General features: G+C 42.4%; 13 protein-coding genes and 1 other RNA gene. 6 read left to right on the forward strand and 8 right to left on the reverse strand.

Translation table 11 applies throughout. The annotated features are described in order from the left end of the window. Window positions 1-46: 46 nt before the first annotated feature. The 4 genes from MHB64_RS10750 to MHB64_RS10765 form a co-directional block, all read right to left on the reverse strand. Window positions 47-1,420 (reverse strand): MATE family efflux transporter, encoded by a 1,374-nt coding sequence (locus MHB64_RS10750; RefSeq protein WP_094876147.1) that lies wholly within the window; start codon window positions 1,418-1,420, stop codon window positions 47-49. Window positions 1,421-1,529: 109 nt separating this feature from the next. Beyond that, entirely contained in the window at window positions 1,530-2,738 is a 1,209-nt protein-coding gene (locus MHB64_RS10755; RefSeq protein ID WP_094876146.1) for a putative glycoside hydrolase, read from the reverse strand. A gap of 233 nt (window positions 2,739-2,971) precedes the next feature. Further along, the gene (locus MHB64_RS10760; RefSeq protein WP_036689649.1) at window positions 2,972-3,160 is read right to left on the reverse strand and encodes a hypothetical protein; all 189 of its coding nucleotides are present in this window, start codon (window positions 3,158-3,160) and stop codon (window positions 2,972-2,974) included. Between the two features lie 192 nt (window positions 3,161-3,352). After that, window positions 3,353-4,174: a YitT family protein gene (locus MHB64_RS10765; protein WP_341134387.1), complete on the reverse strand. Its 822-nt coding sequence runs from the start codon at window positions 4,172-4,174 to the stop codon at window positions 3,353-3,355. 332 nt (window positions 4,175-4,506) lie between these two features. Between MHB64_RS10765 and MHB64_RS10770 the strand changes: the two genes are divergently transcribed. Next, entirely contained in the window at window positions 4,507-6,153 is a 1,647-nt protein-coding gene (locus MHB64_RS10770; protein ID WP_094872276.1) for a DEAD/DEAH box helicase, read from the forward strand. Between the two features lie 117 nt (window positions 6,154-6,270). On the opposite strand, the gene MHB64_RS10775 is transcribed toward MHB64_RS10770, so the two are convergent. Further along, complete coding sequence (locus MHB64_RS10775) at window positions 6,271-6,366, reverse strand: hypothetical protein (protein ID WP_042186834.1); 96 nt, start codon at window positions 6,364-6,366, stop codon at window positions 6,271-6,273. Between the two features lie 186 nt (window positions 6,367-6,552). On the opposite strand from MHB64_RS10775, the gene MHB64_RS10780 reads away from it, so the two are divergent. From MHB64_RS10780 to MHB64_RS10790, 3 genes are all read left to right on the forward strand, one after another. Further along, a complete protein-coding gene (locus tag MHB64_RS10780; RefSeq protein WP_094872277.1) occupies window positions 6,553-7,377 on the forward strand; it encodes a YesL family protein in 825 nt (274 codons plus the stop codon). A 104-nt stretch (window positions 7,378-7,481) separates the two neighbouring features. Further along, window positions 7,482-7,673: non-coding RNA, 6S RNA (ssrS, locus tag MHB64_RS10785), on the forward strand. Between the two features lie 160 nt (window positions 7,674-7,833). Then, a complete protein-coding gene (locus tag MHB64_RS10790; protein WP_036689295.1) occupies window positions 7,834-8,223 on the forward strand; it encodes a DUF1499 domain-containing protein in 390 nt (129 codons plus the stop codon). 293 nt (window positions 8,224-8,516) lie between these two features. Here MHB64_RS10790 and tpx read toward each other — a convergent pair whose 3' ends face one another. Continuing rightward, window positions 8,517-9,035, reverse strand: coding sequence for a thiol peroxidase (tpx, locus tag MHB64_RS10795; protein ID WP_042186841.1), 519 nt, complete (start codon window positions 9,033-9,035; stop codon window positions 8,517-8,519). 116 nt (window positions 9,036-9,151) lie between these two features. Between tpx and MHB64_RS10800 the strand changes: the two genes are divergently transcribed. Both MHB64_RS10800 and MHB64_RS10805 read left to right on the forward strand, forming a co-directional pair. Then, a complete protein-coding gene (locus tag MHB64_RS10800) occupies window positions 9,152-9,787 on the forward strand; it encodes a rhomboid family intramembrane serine protease (RefSeq protein ID WP_094872279.1) in 636 nt (211 codons plus the stop codon). A 4-nt stretch (window positions 9,788-9,791) separates the two neighbouring features. After that, window positions 9,792-10,706, forward strand: a complete 915-nt coding sequence (locus MHB64_RS10805; RefSeq protein ID WP_042186843.1) for a LysR family transcriptional regulator — start codon at window positions 9,792-9,794, stop codon at window positions 10,704-10,706. Between the two features lie 33 nt (window positions 10,707-10,739). Here MHB64_RS10805 and MHB64_RS10810 read toward each other — a convergent pair whose 3' ends face one another. Both MHB64_RS10810 and MHB64_RS10815 read right to left on the reverse strand, forming a co-directional pair. Beyond that, window positions 10,740-11,411 carry a zinc metallopeptidase gene (locus MHB64_RS10810; RefSeq protein WP_042186846.1) on the reverse strand — a complete coding sequence of 224 codons (672 nt, stop codon included), beginning with the start codon at window positions 11,409-11,411 and terminating at the stop codon, window positions 10,740-10,742. A gap of 35 nt (window positions 11,412-11,446) precedes the next feature. After that, complete coding sequence (locus tag MHB64_RS10815; protein ID WP_042186848.1) at window positions 11,447-11,881, reverse strand: MerR family transcriptional regulator; 435 nt, start codon at window positions 11,879-11,881, stop codon at window positions 11,447-11,449. Window positions 11,882-12,375: the final 494 nt, after the last annotated feature.

Consider the following 12,375-nt stretch of genomic DNA (forward strand, 5'->3'; position numbering starts at 1 on the left):
ACAGTTGCGAACTTCGCACTGTTCCTTTTTTGTGTTCTTTAGATTATTAATGATGTGTTTGAGCGTCTGTATATTGTGTGGTATAACGGCGTTGGACTTTAACAAGCCGAGTTAAGAGCAGTGTGGCCCCAATCGCAAGACCGGTGATCAAGCCTATCCAATAACCATAAGCTCCTAGATCCGTATAAGTAGCAAGTACATAGCCTGTAGGAAGCCCTATAACCCAATAAGCTATAAAGCAAATAATGAAGGCTGGATTAACATCCTTATATCCACGAAGTGCTCCTTGTGTAGGTGTTGCAATCGCATCGGAAATCTGGAAAAAGATCGCATAGATTAAGAAATGCTGAATTAATGAAATGACATCAGGTTCATCAGTGTATAGACCAGCTACATGATGGCCAGCAAATAAGAGCAGGAGTGCAGTTGCCAGGGAGAGGATGGTCGCAAGTCCAATTCCCATAATGGCATATTGACGGGCATCCTTTTGCCTGCCGGATCCAGTCTCGAAGCCGACGAGAATGGTAAGGCTCATACAGATACTGAGCGGAATCATATATAACGTTGTTGCAAAATTAATGGCTGCTTGATGAGCTGCAATCGTTACAGTATCGAACCGACTCATCAACAAGGTTACAGCGGAGAAGACTGCAGTTTCAAAAAAAATCGAGAAGCCAATAGGTACACCGATCTTTAGTAGATCTTTGAAGCTTTTTAGCGATATAAAGTAGAACTTTCGGAAGATTCTAAGGCTTGCAAAGGGTTCTGCCCGATAAATGAACAGCAGGGCAACCGAAAAGATTACCCAGTAGGTGATAGCTGATGCCACTCCAGCTCCAACACCACCAAGTCGAGGAAACCCGAATTTCCCGAAGATTAGCAAGTAGTTTAAACCAACATTCACGGGTAGGGCTATGAGTGTGATCAACATGGACACTCGTGTTTGTCCCAGAGCGTCTATACAACTACGGAGAACTGTATATCCAAACAGCGGGATAATTCCGAAGGAGATCGCACTAAGGAAACGAAATGCAACATCTCTTACAGTAGGCTCCAGATTCATGAAATTAAGGATAGGTGCCAAGGCGAGGCTCCCGATTAATAAGACAATTACAGAGACGATCAGTGATAACCAGATTCCCTGTGTGACTTGATAGGCTACATCCTTTTCTTTTTTGCTTCCGATGAGTTGAGAGACGATGGGGGTAATCCCCATAAGAATTCCACTTAAGCCCGTTTGAATTGGAATCCAGAGACTGGTTCCTATCGCCACACCTGCCAGATCGGCTGTACCAAATTTACCTGACATGTTCGTATCAAAGAAGGTTATCGCTGACAAAGCAATCTGTGTAACCAGAATTGGAAATAAAATATGAAAAAATTGTATTGCTTTTTGTTTTAAAGAGGTGGTTTGTATCATCGTTCTGTAAAATGCTCCTTTTTCTCCATTAAAAGACCCGGCAGATGCCGGGTCTTTATCTTTATATATCATACCTGATTTCAATTATAAATAATAAGGGCTATATACATTATTTCTCATAATCGACATCGGAGGTATATCGGTTATTGGCGTTCCAGAGCAGAAACTCCTCTACATTTTCATCTTTTAAAGCGCGGATTTGATCCTCCACCTGTTTTTTACCATATTTAATATAATGACCTTTTCCGAGCCAGCTTGCTGTAAAATCCTGAATCCAAGGACGAATAACAGGTTTGTAGCTGCCAAGAGGATCGAGCTTTTTATGGGTATCAACCATGGAGCCTTTAATGGTAGCATACGGATCTAAGTCAGGCTCTTTCACTCCAAACCATCCCGTTGAATAGTGACTCGGATAAACCATCGGGCTGATAACATCCACATTTTTGGATATTTTAACGAAGTCTTGCCCTATGCCCTCAGCAGGAGCAGATGCGGCATATCCAAAAATATCTACGGATACACGAACACCAAGCGGAGCAAGCTCTGCTTTTGCGTATTTTACAAAATTAGAAATGATATCTACGCGAGAATCACTGGTTTTAGTGTATTTAAGTGTGTCTGCACGTTTTTCGAAACCTTCAGGAAAACGCACATAGTCGAATTGAATTTCTTTAAAGCCGAGTTTGACAGCTTCTTTGGCGATATCGACATTGTACTTCCAGACATCTTCATTATAAGGATTAACAAAGCTATCGCCGCCTTTATTCTTCCATACTGTGCCGTCTGTATTAACAAAGGATAATTGCGGGTTCTTTTTGGCAAGTATAGAGTCTTTAAAGACAACAATGCGAGCGATGGGATAAACATCATGTTTATTCAATCTTTCCATCAGTTTGTTGATGTCGCCAATAAATGGCTGCGGATTACCGAGTTTCTGAAGTTCTGGGTTATCAGTTTTGTACGTGATGTAACCTGCATCATCCTTAATGTCGATGACCATAGAATTTAGTTCCGTCTGATCAAGTAAAGAAAGAAGCTTTTCCATTCGTTCTCCACCGGCACTGTATGCGGTAACATAGATGCCTTTTACTTTTGGAGCATCAGGCTGAGGATCTGCGTGTAGCATACTTTGTGAGTCGCTTGTCTCTGTTGTAGCATTTGGAGCTGGAGTTGCAACATTTGAATTATTATTTTGCGTAGCGATGATGGGGGGATTCATGGCAGACTTCAATGCAATTGCCACTTCAGCGTCATGTTGATTCTGTTGCACGCCTACACTTCCCAAGGCCATCATCAGTAGAGCCCAGGTGATGTTCATTCGTATTCTCTCCCTTTATGTACATTTCCTAAATTATATAGGAACGGTTGCTTCTAAAAAGAACAGTGTTGTAATAATAATGTTGGCTCAGATCGGGTCTGGAAAACCATCCTTGTTGTATATAACCGGGACGCACACATTCTAAACCTTTTGTTAAAAAGTAAATGCCGCCTCAACACGGCAACATGGCCGAACTTAAGGCGGCAACTATCAAGACTTCTCTTGCGGCTTACTCATTGAAGATACGCAGAATTCTGATGTTCACAGATACTGTAATGGATGATATCCATGGCATCTGCAGGTTCCAGAATACTAAGCCCGTCACGCAGAACGATTACGGAATTTAATTCGTCCTGCTTGAGAAACGGCATCATATCAGGATACCACCTCATGACGATTGCTGACAGCTTTACCGTTTCCATTTCCACAAAAATCACCCTTTCCTTTTTCGATAGGTCTGAATGGAATTCAGTAATCATCGGAAAACGAAGTGCTTGGAAAAAAGAGGGGTAAATCTCAATCTTTATGAAATTGTTAGGGTTCTGCGTGATTATAATATATCACAATTCTGTGATTGGTGCATTTTCCAAATTAATACTTTTCGCTGCCGGTTTTTATCTTTTTCGGAAGGAGCCCATAACACCAACTGTCTCGACAATATTTACAAATGCCTGAGGATCTGTCGTGCGAATAATACGTTGCAGTTCAGCAAGTTCGTAGCGGGTTGTTACTGTCATTAGCATGTCCTTTTCAACATGAGAATAAGCGCCTTCTGTTTTAATCTTTGTGACACCTCGCTGGAGTCCCATTAGATGCTGAAGGAGCTCATCTGTACGATTCGTTACTATATATACGGTTACCTTTAAATGGCTGATGTGAATCATGTCCAGTACCTTACCCGTTACGTATATAGATACCATCGATGCAAGAGCCAAGTTCCAGTTGTTATCAAAATATGCCGCGGCAAGAATAACGAGTCCGTTTAAGCTCACCACCACGTTTCCAACTGGGAAATCGCGGAATTTAGTGATGATGGATCCCAGGATATCAAAACCTCCCGATGAACCACCTGCACGGAAGCTGAAGCCACAGCCAATACCGACCAACACTCCACCAAATACAGAAGAAAGCAGCATATCAGTAGCTACCAAATATTCGGGGATGACCGTCAAAAACCAGGTTGTTGCCACAACGGATAACATGCTTAGAATAATAAATCTCCGGCCTAACTGGAACCAACCAGCTACAAGCAATGGGATATTAAAGAGCAAGTATAAGAGGCTTATGTTTAGTGGTGTAAAGTAACCCACTAACATCGAAAGCCCGGATACTCCTCCGCTGAGTAAGCGATGAGGGATTAGAAAAAGATTAAATCCACTGGCAATCAACGCTGCTCCGAAAATAACTGCAATACAATTCCAAATCTGTCTTAACAAGCAAATCCACCTCTATAAATAAATTTAAAAATAAACCATGTATGCAATGAAAAGAAAGGAACCCACTGGTATTCCTACTTAGAGTTGTGATATAATGTACAGGATATTCTTGAGTAGGACGTTACAATGGTATTTTTGCATTGCATCGGATGTAAAGCTACAGTTGCTCAGGTACAATGAAGTACCTGATGAAAGGGAGGCTTTTCGTCCCAAAAGCGCTATATCATGCAGAAAAAAGAGCATGATTGGACAGCATATAAATGTGTTTACCGCTACTTAAGAATACAGACAAGCATGTGGAATGTCCACTGTATAGAAGGAGCATGAATAATTTGAAAACATTCGCAGAATTTGGCTTGGAGCCAAAAGTGCTACAAGCAATCACAGAGTTAGGATTTGAGGAGGCAACACCGATACAGGAGCAGTCAATTCCATTGGCATTGACTGGGTCGGATCTGATCGGTCAAGCACAGACTGGTACAGGTAAGACTGCTGCTTTTGGTATCCCCCTCATTTCGAAGATTAATCGCGAAGACGAAAAAATTCTGGCGCTTATTATGGCACCGACACGTGAGTTGGCCATTCAAGTATCAGAAGAAATCGGTAAGCTAAGCCGTTTTAAAGGTCTTCGTTCGTTGGCAATTTATGGCGGACAAGATATTGGTCGCCAAATCCGTGGTCTTAAGAAGAAACCACAAATTATTATTGGTACACCAGGACGTTTGCTTGACCATATCAACCGTAAAACCATCCGTTTGGATGATGTTCAAACTGTTGTATTGGATGAAGCAGATGAAATGCTGGATATGGGCTTTATGGAAGATATTCAGACGATCCTCAAGCTCGTTCCTGAAGAGCGTCAAACGATGTTGTTCTCGGCTACAATGCCTCCAAACATTCAACGTCTTGCACAGCAATTCTTGAACAACCCGCAACACGTCTCCGTTATTCCGAAACAAATCAGTGCTCCGCTGATTGATCAAGCATATGTTGAAGTACCTGAACGTCAAAAGTTCGAAGCGCTTAGCCGTTTGATCGATATGGAATCACCTGAGCTTGCGATTGTGTTCGGACGCACGAAGCGCCGGGTTGATGAGCTTGCAGAAGCTTTGCAGAAACGTGGATACTCTGCTGATGGATTACATGGTGACCTGTCTCAGAATCAACGTGATGCTGTAATGCGTAAATTCCGTGATGGCAGCATTGATGTGCTGGTAGCTACTGACGTAGCAGCTCGTGGTTTGGATGTATCTGGTGTTACTCACGTAATTAACTTTGACTTGCCGCAAGATCCAGAAAGCTATGTACACCGTATCGGTCGTACTGGTCGCGCTGGTAAAGAGGGTACAGCTTGGTCTTTCGTTACCCCACGCGAAATGGATCACCTGCATTTGATCGAACGCGTTACTCGTCACCGTATTACTCGTAAACCATTGCCAACTATGGCTGAGGCTATTGAAGGTAAACAACGCGTAACAGCAGAGCGCTTGCTTGAAATGGTTGAGAGCGGTGAATTGAATGAGTACAAAGGTATTTCTATTCAATTGCTTGAGCAATATGATTCCGTTCAATTGCTGTCAGCTGCAATGAAGCTTCTGACTGGTGATAAGAAGGATTCTGCAATTGAATTGACTCCAGAAGATCCAATTCGTGCTAAACGTCGTGGTGGTAAGAACGACATTCGCAGTGGCCGCAAACCTAATGGCGGTTATGGTGGCAACCGTGGTACTTCCGGTGGCAGCACTGGTGGATACCGTGGAAACCGTGATAACAACGGTGGCGGAAGTCGTGGTGGCTACAGCAGCGGTAGTGGTAACTATGGTAGTGGCAGTGGCGGTTATGGCGGTGGCTATAAAGGCAACCGTGATGGCGCAGCTAGCCGTGATGGTGGAGCGAACCGCAGTGCGGACCGCAAACCATCTACTCGCCCAAGCAGCACAAGCACACGTCCAGCAAAACGCGAAGATTTTGATAATTAATACGTGATCAGAACCCGCGGGGGATGATTTATCAAAATACAAAGAAGACGAGATGCCGAATAGCGGTTCTCGTCTTCTTTTTGCTTAAATATAGTATTTATTGAATTAGCAGCTTATTTAAATGAAAGTACGAGTGATGATAACGAGCAGGATAAACAACACGAGGATCGTACCAGTGGAAGTCCAGCCGCCGTAGCCAACAGGTGAGGACATACAATAACCTCCTTTAGAATGTGGTGATTTTGGAAATTCTTATGATTACAATTCCAATATATGGACTTTATAGGCTTGATGTATAGACAATGACCTAGAATTCAGAAAGTTGGGCTATGGAAAAGAGTAGGTCAAATGAGGTATAGTTAAGATAAGCAGTATGCAAGAGACAGAGGAGGAAGGGAATTGGAGTTTAAAGGAGCAATGGGTGGTTTATACCGCATCACAGAATGGATTACACGTATCGCAGCTAGTAATATCTTATGGGCACTATGTTCCGCCCCGTTTTTATTTTTTGGATTGATGAAATTGATGATGCTTGGGACAAGCTCAGGTGGAGTAAATGAGCAGCTCACATTAAACTGGGCTATGGGGATTCTGGCGCCATTTACTGTATTTCCTGCTTCGGCGGCCTTATTTACCGTTGTGCGCAAATGGGTTATGGGGAACACGGATGTAGGAACTTTTCGTACGTTTTTTCAGGGGTATAAAGAGAATTATTTAAAAAGTATGCTCGGTGGAATTATCTACACATTGATGTTCGTTATTATGTACGTCGATGTAACGGTTTACATGACACAAATGCCTAACTTCAGAATTGTTGGTATTTTGATGTTAGTGCTCATGATTATTTTATCGGTGTCTATGTTTAACTTCTTTTCTATTGTCGTTCATTATCAAATGAGCTTTAAACAAGTGATGAGTAACTCAATATTGCTGACTATAGCACGTCCAATTCGCGTGTTCTCAACTTTGATTGCAGCTGCAGTGCTAGCTTATATTGGTCTTAGATATCCAGCACTGTATTTCATCTGTATTCCAACGTTGATTGCGATGGCTGCTTTCTTTAACTTCTATGCTACCTATAATAAACTGCAATTGCAGGTGGAGCAGAAGAAACTGAAAGAGGAAGAAGAGAGAGAAGCTGCTTTGAACAATCAAGAGGATGACGACGATGACGATGATGATTATGAAGATGATGTTGAGGATAAAGATGTAAAACGTATTTAACAAAGACGAGTATTAAGCACTCGGAAATCGTCAGTAATTTAATTCCAGTGTAAAATAAAGCGCATACAGGTTTACTTTTTCGTTAAAACGCAATATAATAATAACAAATCCTGCGATGTTCGTTACGGTTGCTCGTTGTTTTGAACCAATGATAATGTCTTGGGAGATCTACACGAAGCGCAGCTGAACAGCCCTGTCTATATGACTTGGGGAATTCAAAAACGTTTTCTGCGATCACCCACCTGCTCTAGCAGGTTCAGAAGACACTGTAGCCGGACGGCATAAGCGGGTTTTCTATTGTTTAGGCCAAAGCGCCCTGTATCCCGTGAAAGTTGGGGAACGGGCGCTTTTTTGTGTGTCTGGAACAAGGATAAAGTGAGTAATACCCTTTTGTTCCTGAGACAAGAGTGTTACACTTAGAATAATGAACTTGGGATTTGTAGAGGGGGAAGAATTTTGTCGTTAAAAAGAACCTTGGTCGGTTTATTCCGTAGTCATGATGGAACAAGCGACCGCGCAAAAGATCCGACATTAAAAACGCGTTATTACAATCTTACGAAAGACAAAGCTTGGGAGGAAGTTTCATCAACGCTTAAGAAGGTTCCTGGATTCAAGGTGCTCCATGAAGTGGAGTCAGTAGGTGAGATCACTCTGGAGAAGAGAACGGCATTCGGCCGTACACTGGACATTACTGTCTCTGTGCTCAATACCACACCTGTACGTTGTGGCGTAGATATGTACTCTGCATCTAGAGGTTCGCTAGGTGATTTGGGTGCTAATTACCGTGTCATTCAGCGGTTGTATGCGTCTTTGGACAAAAAATTAGGAAAATACAAAGCAGACTAATTTTCAGAGATTCTTACTAAACCTTCTTACTTAGGGATTGTATGAATGCGTTTACGCAAATGTGGCTGCTCTGGACGTTATCGATAAATCTTTCTATTACAAAAAAGCGGGAGAAGGATGGACCTTCTTCCGCTTTTTTCAAAATATAAGAAAGCAAAGTTCTACACCTATACTTTAGGTCTTATATTTCTCGCATAAACGCTTGTCGTCCTTATAAGGACGACAAAGGAATTATGCTTGCAGTGATAAGTAAGTATTGTCGAAAATGGCCGCTGACTTACTGTTCTAGAGAATTAGAGCAAACTCTTCACAGCAGCTATAGCGTCTTCGTAATTAGGGTGCTCAGTCATTTCACTCAAATATTCAACATAGGTGAGTGTGTTGTTCTTGTCTAGTACAAAAATTGAACGCATATCTAACCGGAATTCTTTGATTAGTACGCCATAAGCTTGTCCGAATGAGGCTGCTTTGTGGTCGGATAGTGTGATTACACGATCGATCCCTGCAGCGCCACACCAGCGGGCTTGAGCAAAAGGTAGGTCCATACTTACCGTGAGAATAACTACATCGTCACCTAGCTCTGCAGCTTCGCTATTGAACCGGCGGGTCTGTGCATCACATACACCGGTATCTAGAGAAGGTACAACACTGATCAGCTTGATTTTACCGGCATAATCACTAAGAGAAACTTCTTCCAGTAGATTCTTACTGAGAACAAAATCAGGAGCGGGATCACCAGCTGTAAGCTTGGGTCCTACGAGAGTGATGGGGCTGCTTTTGAAAGTAGCTACGCCTGTTCTTTCTTGCGTCATATCCTTGTTTTCCTCCTCGAATTGTAATATTGGCTCTTACTGCCACAATAAATTATAATCTTATTTACAGGGAGATGTCCAACAGGGCAAGATATAAATGTAAAGGGATGGGTGTAATGATATTTATTCGGTATGAAAATTGGAAAAGTTATCTCCGGTATTACCCGGTAACATGTCTTCTCATTGTAGCTAACGTGATTATGTTTATGCTCATGGCGTTCAATGGTGGATCCACCAATATACAAACACTTGTTGATTTTGGTGCAATAGTTGATGTTAGCCCGTATAAAGAGGAACTGTGGCGTTATGTGGCGGCAATTTTTTTACATAATGGGTTTTCCCATCTATTCTTTAATAGCTTCGCTCTACTGGTATTTGCACCGCCTCTGGAGCGCTTGCTTGGCTGGTGGCGATATGCAATTCTTTATGTGGTAGGTGGAGTTATTGCGAATATTCTAACGGTTGCAATCAGCAGTCGCTCAGTATTAGAGGTAGGTACGGTCTCGGTAGGTGCTTCTGGAGCAATCTACGCCGTCTATGGCGCATTTTTATACATTGCTGTTATTCAACGGGCGATGATGGACGAAGGCTCGCGAAAGACGTTATACGGTTTGCTTGTAATTGGGATCATTATGTCGTTTGCAACACCAAATGTGAATTGGGTTGCACATATCGGAGGCTTGGTTTCTGGCTTTTTCCTATATGGACTTATTATTCGTATATTCAATAAAAGCCTAAGACAGGGGCGATGATGGAGTGGAGCTAAGACAGCTGCAATATTTTCTAAAGGTAGCCCAAAAAGAACATGTAACAAGAGCGGCGGAGGAACTTCATGTAGCGCAGTCTGCGGTAAGCCGTCAGATTCATCAATTGGAGCAAGAGCTAGGGGTTGACTTGTTCATGCAAAAAGGGCGTAATTTGCAGCTTACGCCGGTTGGACAGCTCTTTTGCAAGCGGGTGGATAGTATTCTTAAGGAATTGGAACATTCGGTAAATGAAGTGCATGAATTTCTAGATCCGGAACGTGGAGAGATTCGTATAGGGTTTCCTCACAGTCTTGGAACGCATCTTATCCCGACTATCGTTGCAGAATTCCGCCAGCACTATCCCCATGTCAAGTTTCGCTTTAAGCAGGGCTCTTACCCTTCGTTGATAAAGGACGTATTATCTGGAGAGGTGGATTTAACATTTATTTCGCCTTTTCCGGAAAATGATGAGCATGTCTCTGGAGATATTGTTATGACTGAAGAGTTATTTGCAATACTTCCTCAGAATCATCAGCTGGCAGGAGAATCTGAGATCCGACTGGAACAGCTTCAAAATGAAAAGTTTGTGCTATTCAGTCAAGGTTATTCTTTGAGACCGATCGTTTGGCAAGCGTGCTTGCAAGCGGGTTTTCAGCCGCAGATTGCATTTGAAGGTGGGGAGACTGATACCATTCGTGGTTTAGTGGCGGCAGGAATGGGTGTAAGCCTTCTTCCGGAGATGGCGTTCTATCAGACGAACCCTCTCCAACCGGCTCAAGTAAGGGTTGTGGAGCCTGCTGTGACGAGGACGGTTGGTTTGATATACCGAACAGATAGTAAGTTACCGCTGGTTGCACGTTCGTTTCGGACTTTTTTGATATCCTATTTTAAAGCAAGACAAAATAATACCCCGGTTGGCTCTTAGCCTACCGGGGTTTCTTTTTGCGCTGTATTTGTATTAGTCGCGGTTACCTAAAAAGACGGTAATCAAACGTAGCAGCTCGAGTAAGGAAACAAGCGCGGCGGCAACGTACGTTAATGCAGCTGCGTTTAGGACTTTGGCTACTCCGCGTTCCTCTTCGTTACGAATGTAGCCTTGCTCTACCATGACTTGACGTGCCCGGTTGCTGGCATTGAATTCAACAGGTAGTGTCACAAGCTGGAAGGCAACAGCGGCCGAGAAGAAAATGATACCAAGGCCTACAAGATTAAAGTAACCGAATATAAATCCTGCCATAAGCATGAATGGTGCTATACCTGATGCGAAATTAACTACTGGGAACATCCGGTGACGTAGTGTTAACATAGGATAACTTACTTTATGCTGAATGGCGTGACCCACTTCGTGACAAGCGACTGAGACAGCTGCGATAGAACTCTCATAATATACGGGTTCTGATAAGCGTACAACTCTGTGAATCGGATCATAGTGGTCAGAAAGTGTACCTCTTACAGGCTCAATCGGAACATCGTGAAGTCCATTTGCGTCGAGCATACGTCTAGCTGCTTCATATCCTGTCAGACCGTTTAAGTTGGCCACCTTGGACCATTTGCTGAATGTCCCTTTAACTCTGAACTGGGCCCATAATGAAAAAATAAAAGCGATAATTACTAATAGATACATTCCCATAGCTGCATTCCTCCACTGTATTGTAAATATGGTATTTACATTGGCGGTCCTTGCGTAAGCAATAGAAGCCGAATCGCCTCCATGCAGGCCACTCCTTGTGGGAGTAGGTTAGAGAGCGCGCGTCTAGCCTGTCCCGGCTTCAGACCGCTTATAATTGGTTCAAGTGCCTTTACTTCACGTTCTAGTCGCTGCATATGCTGCTCAAGCTCGACTAATTTATCAGATACGTCAGTTTCAGGAGTAGCCTCGCTCCATTTGCTCATCATGGATTTGATTTCTTCCAATGAATACTTGTCATGCTTTAATTGATTAATACGTTCTAAGTCGACCAAGGTTTCATGACTGTAAAGTCGGTAATTCTTGGTGCTTCTTGACTCTGGGGAGATTAATCCCAGCTTCGTGTAATAATCAATAGTACGCTCACTGATATGAGCAGCCTTAGCTAATTCTCCGATTCGATATAGAATCATATCCCCATGTTACCTCGCCTCACTAATCGAATTCGACTGCCCACTGAGGGGAGTCGCTCCTATATTGGTGGTTTCTATTATGCTATCTGTAATGATAACAAACTGGAAACCATACAGTCAAACGTCATACTTTCATAAAGTATATGCATTAATAAGAGGTTAATTCATGAAATGAAAATGCGTTGTTTATATACAATACACTCAAACTCCATATGATATCAAATTTGAACCGATTATGCTCCTTAAAATAGCTCGACTATAAACATTACATTTAATGTTATGTTTATAGAGTAATCAATAAGAATAATTCGATGAAAAGTTATATTAGAGCGGGTGTTCACGTAGTTATTTCAATGAATTTCATGGTTGTATGGTCCTAATATTCTGATATAGTCCAAGCGTACTGTGGGAAATTTGCGGGTTTGATGAAAATAAAATAAAAACATTCCCAAAAATAGTCTTGTCAATTTACCTGACTTCTGATTATAATGACA

The organism is Paenibacillus sp. FSL K6-2859 (assembly GCF_038008265.1).
GTDB classification, from domain to species: Bacteria; Bacillota; Bacilli; order Paenibacillales; family Paenibacillaceae; genus Paenibacillus_AQ; species Paenibacillus_AQ nitricinens.

Coding starts and splice junctions, on each gene's coding strand:
- MHB64_RS10755 (WP_094876146.1), bottom strand. CDS start 2,738: ATGAACATCACCTGGGCTCTACTGATGATGGCCTTGGGAAGTGTAGGC.
- MHB64_RS10800 (WP_094872279.1), top strand. CDS start 9,152: ATGATATTTATTCGGTATGAAAATTGGAAAAGTTATCTCCGGTATTAC.
- MHB64_RS10775 (WP_042186834.1), bottom strand. CDS start 6,366: ATGTCCTCACCTGTTGGCTACGGCGGCTGGACTTCCACTGGTACGATC.
- tpx (WP_042186841.1), bottom strand. CDS start 9,035: ATGACGCAAGAAAGAACAGGCGTAGCTACTTTCAAAAGCAGCCCCATC.
- MHB64_RS10810 (WP_042186846.1), bottom strand. CDS start 11,411: ATGGGAATGTATCTATTAGTAATTATCGCTTTTATTTTTTCATTATGG.
- MHB64_RS10750 (WP_094876147.1), bottom strand. CDS start 1,420: ATGATACAAACCACCTCTTTAAAACAAAAAGCAATACAATTTTTTCAT.
- MHB64_RS10760 (WP_036689649.1), bottom strand. CDS start 3,160: ATGGAAACGGTAAAGCTGTCAGCAATCGTCATGAGGTGGTATCCTGAT.
- MHB64_RS10815 (WP_042186848.1), bottom strand. CDS start 11,881: ATGATTCTATATCGAATCGGAGAATTAGCTAAGGCTGCTCATATCAGT.